The sequence below is a fragment of the Antarcticibacterium sp. 1MA-6-2 genome (assembly GCF_021535135.1).
Taxonomy (GTDB): Bacteria; Bacteroidota; Bacteroidia; order Flavobacteriales; family Flavobacteriaceae; genus Gillisia.
In genome coordinates, this window is record NZ_CP091036.1 from 1486236 (window position 1) to 1505889 (window position 19654).

Sequence of the window (19654 nt, forward strand, 5' to 3'; positions counted from 1 at the left end):
TAAAGCAAGATCGCTTACGATAAGGGAAAAATCTGCTCCCTCATTACCACCACTTAATCTTACAGAATTTGTATAAGCATTCCCTATATCGTAAAAATCCTGAATATTATCCTCAAGAGGAGCATAAGGCTTAATTTGTTGAGAATTATCTACTATTTGCCCCCAAGGTCTAATTTGTCCATTAAAACGTGGACCCCAGGATCCATTCTCGTTACTAGCTCCAGAACCTCCGGCTTAAGCAAAGCCGAGAAACCCAGACCAGACCATCCCTGGCCCCATCCGTTTTGGAAGTGAGGCACTCTCGAAACCTCCAAATAATCAACGGAAGAACTAAGATTTATATTCATACCACCTCGTTTACTTCTTTTTGTGGTTATAAGAATAGCTCCATTTGCTGCCCTATTCCCATAAAGAGCAGTTGCTGCAGCACCTTTTAAAATGGTTATTTTCTCAATTGTATTAGGATCTATATCGCTAATTGCGTTACCTGCATCATAGGTTCTTTCAAAAGAAGAATTGATGGTTGTGGTTTGACCCGTAGAACCAGTAGCCTCGGCATTCATAGGTGTACCATCTATAACATATAATGGTGCATTTGATCCGGAAATAGAGGAATACCCCCTAATGATTACCTTGGAGGAGGCACCTGGTTGAGCAGGGGAAGTAATATCCACCCCGGCAACTTTCCCTGATAAATTCTCGAATAAACTGTTGCTGGAAACCGTGTTAATTTCAGAGGCATCTACAGTTGAAGTAGCGTAGGTAGCGGCTCTTCTTTGTTTGGTTCCACCAAAAGCAGTAACAACAACTTCCTCCAGTTCTGTATCATCAGGTGCTAAAGTAACATCAATAACAGGAATATCCCGAAAAGTATGTCTCGCAGTTTCCATACCCAAAAATGAAAAAACCAGAACTTCTCCGGGAGCAGCCTCAATGGCATAATCTCCATCGAAGTCCGTTTGTACTCCTCTATTAGTTCCTTCAATAAGAACATTTACCCCTGGTAAAGGTAATCTTGTATCATCTGTTACAGTACCTGTGACGGTAGTTTGTTGTTGTGCATGGGTAAATTGCACCCCAAACATTAAAATTGCCAGGATACTAAAAAACTTTATCTTCATAGCAGACTATATTTTAAGATTAGGCTAAGCTTGTGTATTTCGTTTTCAGGACGGTGCTGGGAATACTTGTCAACATCTGTTAATGTAGCTTTAGGAGTTTCCTCTATATCCATATCAATAACTTCAGCCTTAAAAATCCCCTCGGGACTCGTGACTATTCCTGTAATTATGTTTTGCTGCGCAAAAATAGATGTGCCTGATAGCAGGAAAACCACCAAGCACAGTAGTTTGTACTTAATTTTCATATTATATAATTTTGTTATTTCGGCTAAATTTATCGGAGAAAAGTCCCCCGTAAAGCTGAAATGATTTGAACCACTCATATAATGATATAAATGGCTGCAAACCCGATTTGAAGCTATTATTCTCTGGTGCAGATTGATAAAATGAATTATGGCGATCATACAGCTAGCTGCTATGAAGTGCAAAAAAATACCTGTGAGCTGGAACAGGAATTATTTTAAATTTTCCAGTTATTGCAGTGGGATGTTCAAATCCTGATATAAAATAGATCTATCCAGTAAATGTATGCCCCGGGGAAACTGTGAATGAGATGAGGAAAAACTTTGAAATTAGAGAAAAATAAAAGCCGGAAGAAAACGACTCCTGACTGGCTTTTTTAAGATCCTAGAGGATATGCTATCGTTTTTTACGAACAGAACATTTTTTGATTTCTTCAAGAAAACAAAGAATTAGGAATGTACATCAGGGGAAAAAATAAAGGCTTACTAACAACAACCGACCTTTTTTTTGGCTAATTCAAACACACGAAAATGAAAATGTTTATTTTATGGTTAAGTCATTTCGTATTATTTGAAGTATAAAATTAGTATAACTACTCCCCTACGTACTGGAAAATGAAGTCAACACTCTTAAAAATGATTTTAAGAGCCAGTTTTTTGATGTTAGGTGACTTAAAAGAATATTAAAAAAGTTAATACAGGAAAGTAAATTAGAGGTGGATTTCAAACTGAAACCTATACATTAATCCGTCATTTTGATTCAAAGTGAGATCATTATAACTAATGTCTGTTTGTACTTTTAGTTTATGGCCTACTATATACTTGGAAAGTCCCAGGGTATATTGGGTTTCTACTACCCGGGAAATAAAGTCATCAGGATTAATCTGGGTAAAGCGTCCTACTAGCTGGTAATTATTTTTAAAAAGATATCCTGCCTGCAGGTTGAGTCCGCTTCCCACTTCTACAAAATCCCCGGTTGGAGTTCCATCTGCATCTAAAGCAACAGGATTATCAGCATTTCGGTCAGCATATTCTCCCATAATAGAAATACCTTTATACTTAAACATAAAATCCAGGAACAAGGTGTTTATATCGGTTTTATAAAACCCATCTTCAGTTATCATATAAGCTCCGGAATTTGACCTGGTTCTTACGGCATTGTCATTATGGTCAAAAGTTACTCCTACCGCCAGCTTAGGTGTTTGATGTCGTTTAAGATCAGCACCGGAATAAGCCGTAAAATCTCCTAAAGGAAAAATTTCCAGTCTCCCGGTGTATTGATAACCGCCCAGATTTCCTGAAGTGACATTTCTTCCCTCTCCCTGGGCAATAGAAACAACCTCTCTTAAAATAATCTCATTTCCAAGGTCCATCTTATGATGCAGCTGTATACCCAGATCTCTGTCAATATTATACTCACTGTTGAGCAGGGAGCGATCCACCAATTCCAGGTTTGCTGAAGAAACCACCCGTTCCCTGTTCCCCGGAAGTTTGGTTTGCCCCGCCCATAATTCGAAATTTCCGTAGAAGTTCCATTTGGCCACTGCATCTAAAATTAGTCTGGGAGTATTATTGTTATAGACCGAAGGACCCGAAAGATCACGATTAGATAAACCTAATTCGATCTTATATTTTAGCCTGGGAGTGTATACAAATCCATCAAACTTAAGCCTGGCTCTTCTTATTAAGAAGTTTGTCCCGGCACTTTCAATTCTTTCGTCCTCAGGATGGTTCCAGTTCGCGGCAAATAGAGTCTGAAATCTTACTCCAAATCTGGCGCTGTAGGAGCTGTCTCTGGCAATTACATTTATTAAACCATTCCCAAAAGAATTGCTAGTAGTATCCTGCGCCTGGGCAGTAGGAAATAAAACTACCAAGAAAAAAGCCGCAAAAAATAATTTATAAAAATCCAATTAAAAAATTTTTATTGTGCAAATATAACCAAGTGGATGAATAAATTAACGAAAACTTAAAGAAGAGGCCGAAAAATTATCTTACACGCAAAAATTCAGATTTCATAAAAGAGGAGATTTTATTCCTTTGGATTGTTGTTTTTATTCTCACTTGATCCCTCAGGAGGATATTTAATAGAATTTTTGATCTGCTGAATTTTATCGGGATCAAATTTAGGAATTTCCATTTCATTATTCTCCTTCCATTTCTTCACAACCTCCTCTATTTCCTTAGCTTTTTCTTCAGAAAGCCCTGTATCTTTTGCAAAGTAAAGAGTTTGAGAAGGAAAGGCAAACTCTGTCCCACTTCGCGCGATTACGTCCATTATCCGCAAGAGAAGATCTTCCCTTAGTTCCACATAATTTTCAAAATTTATAGCGTTGAAATAGGTGAAAATTTCAAGATTAAGAGAAGAAGCACCAAATCCCTGGAACCTTACCCGGGCAGGGTTTGGATCGATCATAGGATGAGAATATAGAATAGCTCTTATTTCCACCAGCAAATATCTCAACTGGTCAGGCGTGGTTTCATATCTCACCCCAATAACTGTATGGAGCAAAAATCTGTCCCGGTGTGCAAAATTTTCAATTCTGGTTGAGGAAAATTCTCCGTTTGGTATGGTCACAACAGTACGGTCATTGGTACGAATTCTGGTTGACCTCATCCCAATTGATTCAACAGTGCCTATTGTTTCCCCAACTTTACAAAAATCTCCAACCCGTATAGGCTGATCTGCAATTAATGTGACACTCCCTACAAAATTTTCTACTGTTTTTTGAGCTCCAAGTGCAAGTGCAATCCCTCCAATTCCCAAAGCAGCAAGCCCTGTTGTAACGTCTACACCTACTGCGCCCAAAATTGCTATAATACCAAATACTACTATCGCAATTTTAGCAAATCTCCTTAAGAAAAGTATGACCGATACCAAAGATGCTTTTCCCTGTAGACTCATTTTCCTTTGGCTGAAAACACTTATAAAATCGGCCAGTCTCCACAGCAAGATGAGCAGTGCAACAATTCCAAGGATAAGAGTGATCCAGCTAAATCTTTGGCGAAGAAGTATAGAAATTCCAACCTCCTGTGACAAAATTACGAACAACCAAACAGCGAGGTATATACGTATTGGTAAAGCAAATGCTTTTATTATACCCTGTGTAGGTTCTGTACGTGCTTTTGGCCAAACGAGCCGAAGTAAAAACTGAAAAAGCCAAACTATCGCCCAGGAGATGAAATAGGCAGGGATAATAAGGAAAAACATAAAAAGCCACTGTCCCACCGCAATTCCTGCCCATTTTCGGTTTAAAAGAAATTCGGGCATAAATTTTTCAACAAGAAGTTCATCCTGTATATCCAAAGCCTGAATTTTGTTTATAGTTTCCGAAGACAGTAGCCAGATTGGTGCATCTTCAGGACCTGTGGTTTTTTCAACAAAAAGATCAAAGGTTTCAGCTTCTGCAGTTACTGTACCTATTCTGTCAATTCCGGGAGGGAGATCATCATTGGTCTGGCCTTCAGGGTCATTGCTTATCCAGGAATAGGGCATAATTTGTCCGCCCCTGTCGAGTAATCTCTGGACAACCCTCACCAGCTCCTCCCCCTCTTCTACACCAGTAGAAGAAAGATTGAGATATCTGCTTGCCCTGTCATAATTTTCATCGGCAATAGCTTTTATAAAACCATTTACAGTCCCGCGGGGAGTTCTCCTGCTAAGTGAATCTTCAGGAATTTCAGGAACATTATTTACCTGCTCCTTAGAAGTTGTATCGGGAAAAATTTGGGCGACTGCACTTACAGGAAATGTCAGTAACAGAGTGTATATAAAGAAGGAAAGTAAAAAAGTTAAGAGTTGGGATCTGTTCATTGAAATCATAACACTAAGATATAATTTTTGAGAATTTAAAACTCTAAGATTTCGTTAAACCAACCTCATAGTTTATCCTCACCTCTTGTTTGTACTACCTTTGCAAGCCGGGAAGAAAACTTGATCTACAGGGCAGATAAAAGAAAATTAAAAAAACAGCAAAATAATGTCAAAGCTATTTAAACCACTTCAAATAAAAGATATAGAATTTAATAATCGTATTACTGTCTCTCCTATGTGTATGTATAGTAGTGAGGATGGATTTTCCAATGATTGGCACCTTGTTCACCTTGGTAGCAGGGCAATAGGAAGGCCTGGGCTCATTTTTACTGAAGCTGCAGCAGTTTCTCCTGAAGGAAGGATCACTCCTGACGATCTGGGAATTTGGAAAGATGAACATATTCCAGGACTAAGAAAGATTACAGATTTCTTAAAATCCCACGGAACAGTAGCAGGAATACAACTTGCTCATGCCGGAAGGAAAGCCAGTACCACCAGCCCGTGGAAAGGCGGAAAATTTCTTGACCCTCAAAATGGTGGCTGGCAAACGGTGGCGCCAGGTCCAAAACCTTTTGATGATAGTAATCCTGCACCACGGGAACTGGATAAAGCAGGTATAGAAAAAGTGATTGCAGATTTTAAAGCGGCAGCTAAAAGATCAAGGGAGGCAGGATTTCAGGTTGCAGAAATTCACGCAGCACATGGTTATTTGCTGCATCAGTTCCTCTCCCCCCTTAGTAATTCACGAACCGATAAATTTGGAGGTTCTTTTGAAAACCGGATAAGATTAGTACTTGAGGTCGTTGATGTCGTTAAAAAAGAATGGCCGCAAAATTTCCCTCTGTTTGTGAGAATTTCAGCAACCGATTGGGTGGATGGTGGATGGAACATCGAAGAATCTGTAGCTCTTTCAAAGATACTTAAAACTAAAGGCGTAGATCTTATAGACTGCTCATCAGGCGGATTAGTCCCCGATGCTAAAATTCCTGTGGCTAAAGGATATCAAACTCAGTTTGCCCACAGAATAAAAACAGAGGCCGAAATTAAAACCGGAGCGGTAGGATTAATTACCACTGCTGAAGAGGCAGAAGAAATTATAGGATCGGGAAAGGCTGATCTTGTTTTTCTTGCACGGGAATTTTTAAGAAACCCGTACTTCCCACTAAATGCAGCCAAAAATCTGGGAGTCGAAATTGAATGGGTGCCTCAATACCAAAGAGCCAAACCACGGAATTAGAAAAGTTTTCAATTCCTTGTACTAAGATCAGGGCTTATTTACAGTTACCTGGTTATAAATTTATCCAAAAGCTTTATCTTGCCCAACATATTTAATCCACTATTAATTTTATGAAAAAAATACTTGTATGCGCCCTTAGCATTAGTTTATTTGGTTGTGGCGCTCATCAACAAAAGAAGGTTGAAAACGCAGATGTTATGGAATATGCAAAAACCATAACTCCCGGAGAACTTAGTGAACACTTATACACTTTTGCAAGTGATGAGTTTGAGGGAAGGGAAACCGGAGAACCTGGCCAGAAAAAAGCTGCAGAATATTTAAAGGCTGAATATAAAAAATTAGAAATTTCTTCTCCATTGGGTGGAGACGATTACTACCAGGAGGTACCAGGATCGGTGTTTAGAGGTAATGTGAAAGATACAGAAAACGTTCTGGCATTTATTGAAGGAAGTGAAAAACCGGAAGAGATCCTTGTTATTTCCTCACATTATGATCACGTGGGGATGGATGATGAAGGAAACGTGTTTAATGGAGCAGATGATGATGGGTCTGGTACAGTTGCCATATTGGAAATTGCTGAAGCTTTTATGCAGGCAAAAGCTGATGGTTACCATCCAAAAAGATCTATTCTTTTCCTTAATGTAACAGGAGAAGAAAAAGGACTTGTAGGTTCTAAATATTATACTGATAATCCTGTATTTCCACTAGCAAACACTGTAGCTAACCTGAACATAGACATGATTGGACGAGTTGGAAATGGTATGGAAAACGCAGGTGATTATGTTTACCTGATTGGAAGTGATAAATTAAGTACAGAGCTGCACGATTTAAGTGAAGAGGTGAACAAGAAATATCTTAATCTTAATCTGGATTACACCTTCAACGACGAGAATGATCCAAACCGTTTCTACTACAGAAGCGACCATTATAATTTTGCGAAAAACGATATTCCGATTATTTTCTATTTCAACGGAGTACATCCTGATTACCACAAAATTTCAGATACACCAGATAAAATCCATTACGAGATGCTGGCCAAACGTGCGCAGCTTGTTTTCTTAACTGCCTGGGAAGTGGCTAACCGTGAAGCAAGACCCTTTGTTGACAAACCTACACAAGCTTCTGCTTCCGGAAAATAATTAAAAGTTATTATACAAGAGAAAGGCTGCCAATTGGCAGCCTTATGCATTTAATGCGGAAATGTACCTGAATATATAATATTATCGAAGAGAATTCTATACAACTTCGGAGTGCCGTCCCTCCGGGACTCCTTGTGGAAATCGGTTTTCTTTCTATAAATATTTCGCCCCTTTGGGGCTTTAAAAATGGAGATACTCCGAATTACATTATCATTTTTAATTTTGATCCTCGATCCTTAAAATTTAAACTTTAACCCTATTTCATCGTATCCAAAATTAGATCAATATCTGCCTCGGTAGTGTCAGGATTAATAAAACAGAAACGAGATATAGTTTCTGTGTCACCATTGGTTTTCCATCTCGTAGGTGTTACAAGGGCAATTCCCTCGCTGTGGTTTTTATAGGTCCAGTCCCTGTATTGTTCAGCAGTCCAGCCTTTTCGTTTAAAAAGGACAACAGATAAACTTGCAGGCCTTACCAATTCAAGATTTTCCCGCTGTTCAATTTTTTCCGCAGCAATTTTTGCCAGTTCAATTCCCCTCTCAATAGCGGTGCGGTATTTCTCGGTGCCGTGCATAGCGAGTGAGAACCATAAAGGCATACCTCTTAATCTACGGGTAAGTTGGATCTGGTAGTCAGAAGGATTAAAACCCTGGGCTCCTTCATCTTTAAAAATTTCGAGATAAGCTCCCTTTTGGGAATGAGCATTCTTTGCCTGCTCCATATTCTTATAAATGACAGCACCACAATCGTATGGAGAGAATAACCATTTATGAGGATCAATTGTAATACTGTCTGCCATTTCAATTCCGTTGAAGAGATGCCTTACCGACTTTGCAGCCAGAGCTCCCCCTCCATAAGCGCAATCAACGTGGAACCAGACATTTTCTGCTGTACAAACATTTCCTATTCCTTCCAGATCATCAATTATTCCGGCGTTTGTTGTTCCTCCTGTTCCCACTACTGCAAATAGTCGTGAGCGATCTTCCGGTTTAAGTTCATCAAAAGCTAATTGTAGTTCTTCACCTGTAAGTAAATCACCTTCACAATCAATTAATAGGAGATCGGCATCCATTACTCTTGCCATTGCCTGGACAGAACTATGTGCACCACTGGAAGTAAAAAGTAGTCCTTTTTTACCAATATTTTCCACGTCCCTACTGCGCCATTCATCTCTGGCTGCAACCATTGCTGAAAGATTTGCCGCTGTACCACCACTTGTGAAAACCCCAAAGGCACCTTCAGGAAGACCTGTTAGAGAGACCAGCCACTTCATAGCCTGATTTTCACAGAAGATCCCACCAGCTCCTTCCATCCAGTAAGCACCATGGATACTGGAAGCTGATGTGACAAGGTCAAACATAATCGCAGCCCTTGTTGGTGCTGCGGGAACAAAAGCCAAATGCCTTGGGTGATCAATTGGCACTGTTGCTTTTACCAAAACGTCCCGAAAAAGCTTAAAAGCGTTTTCCCCACCTATTCCCGTAGGAGTAACTGTTTCACCTACTATGCGCAATAAGTCTTCTTCTTTTTTTGGGGAACCTAATTCAGGGGTTATATTAGAGATACGATCTATGGTGTATTTCATGACATCAAGTGTCATTTCCACCAGGTCCATATCTATGGAATGCATTTTATTTTTCTCCAAAAGTGAGTATTTTAAATTTAAATTCTAGCGGATCGAGCGTTTCAATAAGCGTTGAGATAAGATCACTACCGTACTCCAGGTACATTTCAGAAAAGTTAGTTTGCCGCTCCTGCAGCGCTTTATTCGGGAAAAGTTCATTTTGCAGATCTGCAATCCTCGAAACTTCATCGGTTAATTTTCGTTTCTGCGCCTTTAACAGCCGCTTTTCAAGATGGTCCAAACCTTTTAACTGTTTCACTTCCTGGGCTTTTACAGCGTTCAGAAAAGACTTATCAGTTTTTTCGGCCAGGTCATAGAGATCCTGGAACTGCTTTACCAGGTGCTCCTTTTGCGGACTAAAATCAATATCTATATTTGAGATTTTTCGAACCTTTCGGTTTATTAGTTCGTGTTGTTTCAGAAATAATTCAGCCTGGGAAATCTCCAGTTTTTTCCTCTTCTTATTCTGTTTTTCAGTTTCTATTAAAGCTGAATTCCGAAGTAAAAGAATGGGAAAAGGAACATTCACAGCCTCAAAAAATTCCTTCAGCTCAAACCAATAAGCCAGTTCTCCTCCCCCTCCTATGTAACATAAATTTGGAAGGATCACCTCCTCGTACAATGGGCGGGTTATTACGTTCGGACTAAACCTTTCCGGATGCTCATTTACTTCCTTCTTCAGTTCTTCCTTATTCCAGGAGATTTCAGTTTCATTCACATAAAATCTACCCTCCTGCTCAATGATCCGTTCCCGAAGGCCATTATTCAGGTAAAATAAATTAATCTCCCGGGGGTTCACCTGAATGCCATAACCTAATTTATTCAGTTTTTCAGCAACAGAAACAGAATTTTTATGAGATACCTGTTCAAACAACTCCTGCTCAATGTAAGGAACAAATTCTTTCTTTAAAGCTTTGCTGTCACCGTCCAGGATTACAAGCCCATATTCCTTAAATAGTTCATTTGCGAGGAACCTGGTGGCTTCGGTAAGATTAGAATGTTCCAAGTACGCTTTTCTGAAAAGTTCCTTCAGAAATTCGGCAGTTTTTCCTCCTCCAATTTCCGCAGAAAAAAGCTGAAAAACCTCCTCAAGGCCTTCAGTGTTTAGATTTCCAACCGCATCGCTGCCTGCACCCGCCTGAGTGCTATTCCATTTAAACTTCTTACCCTTGAGATTAAAAAAGTTAATTTCCTCAAAATCATGGTCTTCTGTGGCCATCCAGTAAATGGGTACAAATTGATTGTCGGGATATTCTTTATTTAATGCGGAAGCAAGGTTTATTGTAGAAACGATCTTGTATAAAAAATATAAGGGGCCAGTAAAGAGATTGAGTTGATGACCTGTCGTAACTGTAAAAGCTGAATCTTTTAAAAGAACCTCAATATTTGTTGAAACAGCTTCAGGAATGTCTAATTTCGAATACTGCTGCTTAAGCTCCTGCACCAGTACTTTTCTTTTTTCGGCAGTAAAAAACTCCTTCTTTTCCCTGAATTGTTCCTCAAAATTTTCAAGAGTGGGAAACCTACTGTAAAATTCTTTTAATTCATCTTTCTGGTCCAGATAATCTAAAATTAAGCTGGTAAAATAATTGGTTTCTTTATAGGAAAGACAGTCTGCAGGCATAGATAAACTTTAAAGTGCAAAGATACCCAAGATAAACTTTTTATAAACCATATTTTAGTTAATTCAGGCCCGTATGCTATCTTTACTTTTTTCAAAATTTCAATTCTAAAATTTATAGATGAAAAGTTACTCATTACTCATTGTTTTTTTATTTCTGAATTTCCACTCCCTTATAGGTCAAAACATACAATCTCCGGAAGAATTCCTGGGCTATAAAATCGGTACCAGGTTTACCCGCCATGTTGATGTTGTTCGTTATTTTGAACACGTTGCACAGAATTCTGATCTTGTACAGTATCACAATTATGGAAGAACCTATGAATTTCGCCCTCTTACATATGCGGTAATTTCTACTGAAGAAAACCTTAATAACCTTGAGGATATCAGGAAAAATCATTTAAGAAATACCGGGGTAGAAAGTGGATCTTATAACAAGTCTTCAGAAAAAGCCATTGTTTGGCTAAGTTATAATGTGCACGGAAATGAATCTTCGAGTACTGAGGCTTCTATGAAAACACTGTACGAGCTGGTGACCTCAAAAAAAGACTGGCTTGAAAACCTGGTTGTAATTATGGATCCCTGTGTAAATCCTGATGGGAGAGACCGCTATGCCAACTGGTATAACCAGGTAAAAGCAGAGCCCTATACCACCTCCCCAATGGCAATTGAACACAATGAACCCTGGCCGGGCGGAAGAGCAAATCACTACTTATTTGACCTTAATCGTGACTGGGCCTGGGCAACGCAAATAGAAACAAAACAACGGCTTGAGATCTACAACCAGTGGTTACCACATATCCATGTAGATTTTCACGAACAGGGAATCAATGAGCCATATTATTTTGCTCCTGCAGCCGAACCTTTTCATGAAATAATTACTCCTTTCCAGAGAGATTTCCAGACAGAAATAGGAAAAAACCACGCAAGATATTTCGATGAAGAGGGCTGGTTATATTTTACAAAAGAACGATTTGACCTGCTTTACCCAAGCTATGGTGACACTTATCCTACTTATCTTGGAAGTATAGGAATGACCTATGAACAAGCCGGAGGCGGCAGTGCCTTTCTAGGAATAGATACCCGGGAAGGATATGAACTCAGCCTTGTTGACCGTGTTGAGCATCATCACACCACCGGACTTTCTACTGTAGAAATAGCAGCAAAAAATGTCGAAAAATTAAACACTGAGTTTCAGAAATTTTATAGTAATGAAAATCAGGAATATAAAAGTTTTGTGCTTAGCGGAAATGCTGACAAGTTAGCTGCCTTAAAGCAGTTACTGGATCTCCATGAAATTTCTTATAGTAACGCTCAACCGGGAAAAGTAAGAGGTTTTAACTATAGCAATAATGATAATTCAGGTTTTACCGCTACAGAAAAGTCTTTGGTCATTAATACAAATCAGCCTAAAGGCAAAATGGTAAGCGTATTATTTGAACCTTCAGCACAGCTAAGCGACTCTCTTACTTATGACATTACAGCCTGGAGCCTTCCTCACGCTTACGGTCTTGATGCTGTCGCCAGTACAAAAGAAGTTAGCGCAGGAATAGCTGCAGGTGCTCAGTCTATAAAGAACACTGCGACTCCTGCAGGACCGGGATATATTACCAAATGGAACAGTATGCAGGATGCAAAATTCCTGGCTGCTCTCTTAAAGGAAAATATAAGAGTGAGGTTCAGTGAAGTTACTTTTGAAAATAATGGTAAGAAATTTGACCGCGGAAGCTTAATTATTACAAAAAGCGATAACCGCACTGTCGAAAATTTTGATTCCAAACTGGTAGAAATTGCAAATGAGCACCAACGCCAGCTGACTGCTGCAACAACAAGTTTTGCAACCAGCGGACCTGATTTTGGCTCTCCTGAAATTAAACCGATAAACAGTCCAAGAATAGGAGTTTTAAGAGGGGACGATATTTCCTCATTGAGTTATGGAGAGATCTGGCACTTCTTCGAACAACAGCTGGAATATCCTGCTACTTCTATAGGTACTGACTATTTTGGCGATGTAGATCTTAGCAAATTAGATGTTTTAATTCTTCCTTCGGGTTACTACGGCCGAATTTTGAATGAGGACGGTCTTGAAAAAATTAAAACCTGGGTAAGAGCCGGAGGAAAGGTAATTGCCCTTGGAAGTTCTGTAGGGTATTTTGCCGGAAAGGATGGCATGGATCTGGAGGAGAAAAAAACTGAAGAAGAAAAAGACACAACAAGTTCAGGAAACCTGATCCCGTACAATCAACGGGAGAGGGAAAGCATTAAGGATCTTATCACAGGAAGTATTGTCCAAACCAGCATTGATCATACTCATCCTATGGCTTTTGGTTATGGAAAATCTTATTTCAGCTTAAAATTGAGCAATGACAGTTTTGGCTTACTTGAAGATGGATACAATGTCGCCTATCTTCAGGAAAACCCTGAAATAGTTTCAGGATTTGCAGGTAGTGAAGCGAGGAAGAACATAATAAATTCCATGACTTATGGAGTTGAACCAATGGGAAGAGGAAGTTTAATTTACATGGTTGACAATCCTCTGTTCCGGGCGTTCTGGGAGAATGGAAAATTGTTCTTTGTCAATGCTATATTCTTTGTTGACAACGATGATCTCAACAGGTAAGGTTCTTGAGATGCGACAGTTGTTGAATATTGTCTGCATAATTATTGTTTTTAGCTCCTGCGGAAATAAAAAGGCCGAGGAAAATCAAGATTCGACTAATAAGGCCGATTGGCTTACCTGCTTCTGGACCAGAACTAATGATGCAGAAGGAAGCCAGACGTATGAGGTTTGGAAGAGGGTTGCTGATGGTGTCTATGAAGGTAAAGGTTGGACAATGCAAAATTCAGATACTGTTTTTCAGGAAGATCTGAGGATTGCCAGAACCGATTCGATCTGGAATCTCGAGGTAACTGGAGTAAACGAACAGCCGACTTAGGTACGGTAAAGGGACATCCTTTACAGAGTTAAAGGGACATAGTTTACACTTTTAAGATTCATAAATTACTTGAAAAAGTGATTTATCATGGTCTGGAAAGCAAAAACTAAAATGGAACAAAAGGTAGAATTCATTCACGAATGGTTAACTCAAAATTACACCATCACAGAACTTTGTAGGTCATTTAATATATCCCGGCCAACTGCTTACAAGTTGATTTCCCGCTATGAAAAAATGGGATTATCAGGATTAATTGAACAAGAAAGAGCGCCAATTAATCATCCCAACAGGACCAATTCTAAAGTTGAAAGTTCGATACTGAAACTCAAGGACAAACATATGCTCTGGGGTGCTAAAAAGATCCGCATTTTGTTGTTTAAAGAGCATCCGGCAGAACTTATTCCAAGTGTGGTCACTGTCCATAACATCCTCTTTAAAAATGGCCTGGTTAAATCTCAAAAGAGAAGCCGCAGAGTTAACGCAGTATTCCCCATTTTTGATCCCAAGAAGTGCAATGAAGTTTGGAGCGCAGACTATAAAGGAAAGTTTTTAATGGGCAACAAAATATACTGTCATCCACTTACCATTGCTGATTCTAAGAGCAGGTTTTTGTTTACAGCGAAAGGACATTATAAAGAGAACTTTCAGTCTGTCAAGCAAGAGTTTACAAAGGTTTTCAGAAAGTATGGCATCCCAAAACAAATACATACCGACAATGGAAGTCCCTTTGGATCTGTGTCTGCTATTCAAAGATATACCAGGCTGTCCTACTGGTTTATCGAGTTAGGAATTGACCCGGTTTATTCCGACCCGGCACGACCAGATCAAAATGGGCGTCACGAGCGTATGCACCGTGATTTAAAGGCAGCTTGCGCAAAACCTTCATCATTCGATCTGAAGGCTCAACAACGTAGTTTAAACCGCTTTGTAAAAGAATACAACCACGTTAGGCCTCATGAATCTTTAGGAATGAAAACACCTGCCGATTGCCATGATTTTTCTACCAGGCCGTACCCTGAAAAAGTCCGCAATTATGACTATCCTGCAACCATGAAAGTGATGAAAGTATGTCAAAACGGATCACTAAGGTGGAAGTCGGTGTACTGGGTATTTTTAACCTCAGGACTTAAGGGAAAATACATTGGAGTAGAAGACCAGGGAAACGGAATCTGGAGGGTATTTTACAGAGAAGTATTTTTAGGTTACTTTAACGAAAAGAAAATAAGAGACAAACAAGTATCAATTAGGCTAAGTCAGAATCTAGTGTAAAGGATGTGCCTTTAACTTTGTAAACTATGTGCCTTAACGAACACTTATTTCCAAATTACAAAGTTTTCAGAAAAATCCTTCATAGCTGAAAATGAACAGAATGAATTTCCGAAGAAAATAATATATTCAAGAGAGGATAATAAGCTGAAAGCGATAATATCTGATGAAGAAAATGAGGTAAAATTTATTTTTTTGAGAGATCAATAGAGAATAGGCTAAGCATTAAACCGAATTGGCCGTCGGTTTAAACCGACGGAAAAAAGGGTAATAATGAGCTATGTAAGAGTTTGGGTGCATTTAGTTTTTGCAACAAAATATAGATATCCTTATTTTAATTCAGCTGAATTAAGAAAACAGATTTTTGAGCACATAAAAGCCAATGGAAGAGAAAAGGAGATCTGGATCGATGCTGTAAATGGTTATGAGGATCATGTACATATCTTATTCTCCTTAGGTCGTGAGCAGACAATTAGCAAAGTCGCGCAGCTCTTAAAAGGAGAATCATCGTTCTGGATTAATAAAAATCAACTGACAAAAAAGAAATTCTTATGGCAGGATGACTATTGGGCAGCAGGAGTTAGCGAAAGAAATCTTGAACAGTTAAGAAACTACATTAAAAATCAGGAAGAACATCATCAAAAGAAAAATCTTTCAGAAGAAGTAGAAAATTTGTTCAAAAATCAGGAACAATAACTGAAGTAGAGAAAATATTGAGCTTCAGCTCAAAAAATATTGCCATCGGCTTCAGCCGATGGATAAAAAAAGAAAAGAAAATATGAGAAATAAAATATCTGCAGTAATACTGCTCCTCCTTACATCCCTGCAAATATCAGCACAGGAAGCAGTAAAGGATGTAAATATAGATTTTGAAACCTTCACCCTTAAAAATGGCCTGAGGGTTATTTTTCACGTAGATAGATCTGATCCTGTGGTGGTGGTAGCTCTCACCAGCCACGTGGGATCTGCCAGGGAAATTGAAGGCCGTACAGGTTTTGCTCACTTATTTGAACACCTACTGTTCCTGGAATCTGAAAATTTAGGAAAAGGAGGTTTGGATAAGTTAAGTGCTCGGATTGGTGGGTCCGGAGCTAATGGTTCAACAAGCAGGGACAGAACAAATTATTTTCAGACTGTACCCAAAGATGCGCTTGAAAAAATGATATGGGCAGAGGCAGATAAACTGGGATACTTTATAAACACAGTGACAGAGCCTGTTTTGGCAAAAGAAAAGCAGGTGGTAAAAAACGAAAAAAGACAGGGTGTAGATAACAGGCCCTACGGACATACCCAGTATGTTATTGATAAAAATCTTTATCCGGAAGGACATCCTTATAGCTGGCAGGTAATTGGTTCTTTGGAGGATCTTCAGAATGCGACTCTTCAGGATGTAAAAGAGTTCTTCAACAAATGGTATGTTCCTAATAATGTTGTGCTAACAATTGCGGGTGACTTTGATAAGCAACAGGCGAAAGACTGGGTACACAAATACTTTGATGAAATTCCTGCAGGTCCGGAAATTTCCAGGAGAGAAAAACAACCTGCAAACTTAAAGGAGACGAAAAAGCTTTATTACGAAGATAATTTTGCAAACTTGCCCGAACTTACAATGGCCTGGCCTTCGGTTTATTCTTACCACGAAGATTCTTATGCTTTAGAAGTGCTGGCAAAATACCTTTCTGATGGTAAAAATGCTCCTCTGTACAAAAATTTAGTTGAGAGTAAAAAGCTTACCGATAATGTACAAATGTACAACTACACCTCTGAACTTGCCGGACAATTGATGGTGGAAGTCCGGGCTTATGACCAGACAGATCTTGATGCTGTGCAGGCAGCAATAGAGGAAACTTTTAAGCAATTTGAAAAAATCGGAATTCCCGAAAAAGATCTAAAACGTATTAAAGCCGGACAGGAAACAGATTTCTATAACAGCATTTCCAGTGTGCTTGGCAAAGGATTTCAGCTGGCACAGTACCAGATATTTGCCGGAGATCCTAATGAGATCAACAGGAATGTCGAGAAGATCCTCAATGTCTCACAGGCAGATGTAAAGCGGGTTTATGAAAAATATATCAAAGGAAAACCTTTTGTAGCCACAAGCTTTGTTCCTAAAGGACAGGTAGAACTTGCCCTCGAGAACTCAAAAGAAGCTGAAGTTGTAGAGGAACAGATTATAGAAGGAGCTGAGGACGAGATAAATCCCGACCAGGAAGTATCTTACGAAAAAACTCCTTCGAGTTTTGACCGTAGCACAGAGCCGCCCTACTGGGGAACTCCCGAAGTTCCAACTCCTGATGTTTGGGAGACAACTATGCCATCGGGTTTAAAGATTTATGGAATTACCACAAATGAAGTTCCGCTTGTACAATTCAGTCTTGAAATGGAAGGAGGATTATTGCTTGAGAATCCTGAAAAAGTGGGAGTTTCCAATCTGCTTGCAAACTTATTGACAAAAGGAACTAAAAACAAAACTCCGGAAGAACTTGAGGAAGCTATTGAGCTTTTAGGTTCCAGCATAAGAGTAATTGCAGGGGATGAAAAAATTGTTCTAAGCGGAAGCAGTCTCGCCAGGAACTTTGATAAAACAATGGATCTGGTAAGAGAAATTCTTCTGGAGCCACGTTGGGATGAGGAAGAATTTGAACTTGCGAAAAAGCAGGTACTCAGCAGGATCCAACAACAACAGGCCAATCCCAATAGTATTGCCGATATCGAATTCAGAAAATTGATCTATGGAGATCACCACATCCTGTCGAACAACAATCTCGGCACCCGGGAATCTGTAGAAAAAATAACTATTAAAGATCTTCAGAATTATTACAACAATAATTTGTCCCCTAGACGTGCTACCTTTCTTGCAGTGGGAGATATTGATCTGAAAAAAACGAGTAATGCTTTAAAACCAATATCGGCTGCGTGGCCCGGCAAAAATGTAAAGCTGCCCGACCTTCTAACCCCAAAGACTCCGCAAACTGCACAAATTTATTTTTATAATGTTCCGGGGGCAAAGCAATCAATTATTCGAATAGGCGCTCCTGCCATTGCAGCAACAGATGAAAATTATTATTCTGCTGAAGTAATGAATTATAGACTTGGCGGAGGAGGATTTGCCTCACAATTGACACAGGAACTTAGAGAAGGAAAAGGATACACCTACGGAATCCGTTCCGGCTTTAATGGCGGTAAAGTTATTGGCCCTTTCGCCGTCACCAGTGGTGTAAGGACTAATATTACTTATGATGCAGTTAAGTTGATAAAAGAAATCATGGAGCAATATCCGGAAAATTTTAATCCTGAAGATCTGGAAGTTACAAAGAGCTTTATGATTAAAAGTAATGCCCGCAAGTTTGAAACTCTCAACTCAAAACTGGACATGTTGAGTGACATTAGCAATTATGATCTCGACTACGATTTCATAAAGCAAAGGGAAGAAAAAGTGAAAGAATTAACGGTTGAAGATGTAAAACAGTTGGCGCAGGAATATATAAACCCGGATGAAATGTACTTCCTAATTGTTGGTGATGCCGCAACCCAGTTGGACAAATTAGAAGAATTAGGATTAGGCAAACCTAGGTTCTTTTAAATGAATAGTAAAAGCGGGAGATATATAACAAATTTGTTATCCCTGCCTCCCGTTTATTTCTTTTTGTTTCAAAAGCTACTAAAGCAAAAACGCTTTGTAAAAACTCACCTTGAAAAGGAGCTCTTGCCCTATAGAATAAATAGTGACGGGAGCTTGGAACAACTGGACATTAAAAAAGTTTTATCCTACTATTCCTTAGGCGTACCCGCTGTCCTCGGCGAATCCCTTTGTGTGCTCCGGGGAAAGAAAATGCTTCCTCAGGAACGTTTGTGTATGACTTTCCTGGGAGGAATCTCAGGACTTTTAGACGATCTTTTTGACGATCCTGAAAAAGAAGTGGAACATTTAGAAAATTTCATTCTGAAACCGGAAGCTTTAATACCTGCTAACGATTACGAAAAATTACTTCAACACCTTTACGAATCAGGCCTTCACTACTCCTTTGTTCCTGAACAAATTAAACATCAGGCATTCAAAGTTTTCCAATCCCAAAAGCACAGTCTTAAACAACAGGAAATAAAACTAGAAGCAAAAAAAATCGAAGAAATCACTTATTTAAAAGGTGGAAATTCATTTCTGTATTACAGATTGTGTCTCAATCATCCGCTGGAAAAAAAGGAGCAAAAGTTTTCTCTACGAATTAGGAGGATTAATGCAGTTGGGCAACGATATATTTGATGTATGGGAAGATCATCAAAGTGGAATAAATACTGCTGCAACTGGTTGTACAGATGTAAGGGAGCTGCGACAAACCTTCAGTGAGAGATTCCAAAGATGCTTTAGCCTTGCCTACGAAACAGATTATGCTGAAAAAAATGTTCAGAAGTTCCTAAAGATTTGTTCCCTGGCGCTCGCCCGGGTATATGTGTGCCTTGACCAATTTATAGAACTACAAAAAACAACAGGAAGTCGTTTCAGCATAGATAGTTACACAAGGAAGCAATTAATTTGTGATATGCAGAAGCTTAGTCAACCAATTAAAGGCATTTAAAATCTATTTAAAAACAGGAACAAACAAGAATTCTTTGATAACTTAAAATTGCTATGTTTTTTAAATTAATTTCGCAA

General features: G+C 39.1%; 15 protein-coding genes. 9 read left to right on the top strand and 6 right to left on the bottom strand.

Annotated features, from left to right (window positions below):
• Positions 1–152 precede the first annotated feature (152 nt).
• From LZ575_RS07520 to LZ575_RS07535, 4 genes are all read right to left on the bottom strand, one after another.
• Positions 153–1121, bottom strand: a complete 969-nt coding sequence (locus tag LZ575_RS07520; RefSeq protein WP_235330123.1) for a TonB-dependent receptor plug domain-containing protein — start codon at positions 1119–1121, stop codon at positions 153–155.
• The gene (locus LZ575_RS07525; RefSeq protein ID WP_235330124.1) at positions 1118–1366 is read right to left on the bottom strand and encodes a hypothetical protein; all 249 of its coding nucleotides are present in this window, start codon (positions 1364–1366) and stop codon (positions 1118–1120) included. The genes LZ575_RS07520 and LZ575_RS07525 overlap by 4 nt, the downstream gene beginning before the upstream one ends.
• 707 nt (positions 1367–2073) lie before the next feature.
• Positions 2074–3276 carry a porin gene (locus tag LZ575_RS07530; RefSeq protein WP_235330125.1) on the bottom strand — a complete coding sequence of 401 codons (1203 nt, stop codon included), beginning with the start codon at positions 3274–3276 and terminating at the stop codon, positions 2074–2076.
• A 119-nt stretch (positions 3277–3395) separates the two neighbouring features.
• On the bottom strand, positions 3396–5186 hold the full coding sequence (locus tag LZ575_RS07535; RefSeq protein WP_235330126.1) for a mechanosensitive ion channel family protein: 1791 nt from the start codon (positions 5184–5186) through the stop codon (positions 3396–3398).
• Between the two features lie 157 nt (positions 5187–5343).
• On the opposite strand from LZ575_RS07535, the gene namA reads away from it, so the two are divergent.
• Together namA and LZ575_RS07545 are read left to right on the top strand one after the other, a co-directional pair.
• Positions 5344–6414: an NADPH dehydrogenase NamA gene (gene namA, locus LZ575_RS07540; protein ID WP_235330127.1), complete on the top strand. Its 1071-nt coding sequence runs from the start codon at positions 5344–5346 to the stop codon at positions 6412–6414.
• 110 nt (positions 6415–6524) lie between these two features.
• Positions 6525–7553 (top strand): M28 family metallopeptidase, encoded by a 1029-nt coding sequence (locus LZ575_RS07545; RefSeq protein ID WP_235330128.1) that lies wholly within the window; start codon positions 6525–6527, stop codon positions 7551–7553.
• 256 nt (positions 7554–7809) lie between these two features.
• Here the strand turns inward: LZ575_RS07545 and LZ575_RS07550 are convergent, their stop codons facing one another.
• Both LZ575_RS07550 and bshC read right to left on the bottom strand, forming a co-directional pair.
• Entirely contained in the window at positions 7810–9186 is a 1377-nt protein-coding gene (locus tag LZ575_RS07550; RefSeq protein ID WP_235330689.1) for a pyridoxal-dependent decarboxylase, read from the bottom strand.
• 1 nt (position 9187) lies between these two features.
• Entirely contained in the window at positions 9188–10804 is a 1617-nt protein-coding gene (gene bshC / locus LZ575_RS07555; RefSeq protein WP_235330129.1) for a bacillithiol biosynthesis cysteine-adding enzyme BshC, read from the bottom strand.
• A gap of 118 nt (positions 10805–10922) precedes the next feature.
• Here bshC and LZ575_RS07560 point away from each other — a divergent pair, with 118 nt between their 5' ends.
• From LZ575_RS07560 to LZ575_RS07590, 7 genes are all read left to right on the top strand, one after another.
• Positions 10923–13421 (top strand): M14 family metallopeptidase, encoded by a 2499-nt coding sequence (locus LZ575_RS07560; RefSeq protein ID WP_235330130.1) that lies wholly within the window; start codon positions 10923–10925, stop codon positions 13419–13421.
• A complete protein-coding gene (locus LZ575_RS07565) occupies positions 13405–13737 on the top strand; it encodes a hypothetical protein (RefSeq protein ID WP_235330131.1) in 333 nt (110 codons plus the stop codon). The genes LZ575_RS07560 and LZ575_RS07565 overlap by 17 nt, the downstream gene beginning before the upstream one ends.
• Positions 13738–13824: 87 nt before the next feature.
• Positions 13825–15006: an integrase core domain-containing protein gene (locus tag LZ575_RS07570; RefSeq protein WP_235330132.1), complete on the top strand. Its 1182-nt coding sequence runs from the start codon at positions 13825–13827 to the stop codon at positions 15004–15006.
• Between the two features lie 270 nt (positions 15007–15276).
• Positions 15277–15699 carry an IS200/IS605 family transposase gene (gene tnpA / locus LZ575_RS07575; RefSeq protein ID WP_235330133.1) on the top strand — a complete coding sequence of 141 codons (423 nt, stop codon included), beginning with the start codon at positions 15277–15279 and terminating at the stop codon, positions 15697–15699.
• Between the two features lie 82 nt (positions 15700–15781).
• A complete protein-coding gene (locus tag LZ575_RS07580) occupies positions 15782–18586 on the top strand; it encodes a pitrilysin family protein (protein ID WP_235330134.1) in 2805 nt (934 codons plus the stop codon).
• Entirely contained in the window at positions 18587–19264 is a 678-nt protein-coding gene (locus LZ575_RS07585) for a hypothetical protein (RefSeq protein ID WP_235330135.1), read from the top strand.
• A complete protein-coding gene (locus tag LZ575_RS07590) occupies positions 19245–19577 on the top strand; it encodes a hypothetical protein (RefSeq protein WP_235330136.1) in 333 nt (110 codons plus the stop codon). The genes LZ575_RS07585 and LZ575_RS07590 overlap by 20 nt, the downstream gene beginning before the upstream one ends.
• The last annotated feature ends 77 nt before the right edge of the window (positions 19578–19654 follow it).

Bases quoted from the DNA above. Each gene is read 5' to 3' on its own strand.
- LZ575_RS07525 (WP_235330124.1), bottom strand. From the start codon at position 1,366: ATGAAAATTAAGTACAAACTACTGTGCTTGGTGGTTTTCCTGCTATCA.
- namA (WP_235330127.1), top strand. From the start codon at position 5,344: ATGTCAAAGCTATTTAAACCACTTCAAATAAAAGATATAGAATTTAAT.
- LZ575_RS07585 (WP_235330135.1), top strand. From the start codon at position 18,587: ATGAATAGTAAAAGCGGGAGATATATAACAAATTTGTTATCCCTGCCT.
- tnpA (WP_235330133.1), top strand. From the start codon at position 15,277: ATGAGCTATGTAAGAGTTTGGGTGCATTTAGTTTTTGCAACAAAATAT.
- LZ575_RS07550 (WP_235330689.1), bottom strand. From the start codon at position 9,186: ATGCATTCCATAGATATGGACCTGGTGGAAATGACACTTGATGTCATG.
- LZ575_RS07535 (WP_235330126.1), bottom strand. From the start codon at position 5,186: ATGATTTCAATGAACAGATCCCAACTCTTAACTTTTTTACTTTCCTTC.
- LZ575_RS07565 (WP_235330131.1), top strand. From the start codon at position 13,405: ATGATCTCAACAGGTAAGGTTCTTGAGATGCGACAGTTGTTGAATATT.
- LZ575_RS07520 (WP_235330123.1), bottom strand. From the start codon at position 1,121: ATGAAGATAAAGTTTTTTAGTATCCTGGCAATTTTAATGTTTGGGGTG.
- LZ575_RS07560 (WP_235330130.1), top strand. From the start codon at position 10,923: ATGAAAAGTTACTCATTACTCATTGTTTTTTTATTTCTGAATTTCCAC.
- LZ575_RS07580 (WP_235330134.1), top strand. From the start codon at position 15,782: ATGAGAAATAAAATATCTGCAGTAATACTGCTCCTCCTTACATCCCTG.
- LZ575_RS07570 (WP_235330132.1), top strand. From the start codon at position 13,825: ATGGTCTGGAAAGCAAAAACTAAAATGGAACAAAAGGTAGAATTCATT.
- LZ575_RS07545 (WP_235330128.1), top strand. From the start codon at position 6,525: ATGAAAAAAATACTTGTATGCGCCCTTAGCATTAGTTTATTTGGTTGT.
- bshC (WP_235330129.1), bottom strand. From the start codon at position 10,804: ATGCCTGCAGACTGTCTTTCCTATAAAGAAACCAATTATTTTACCAGC.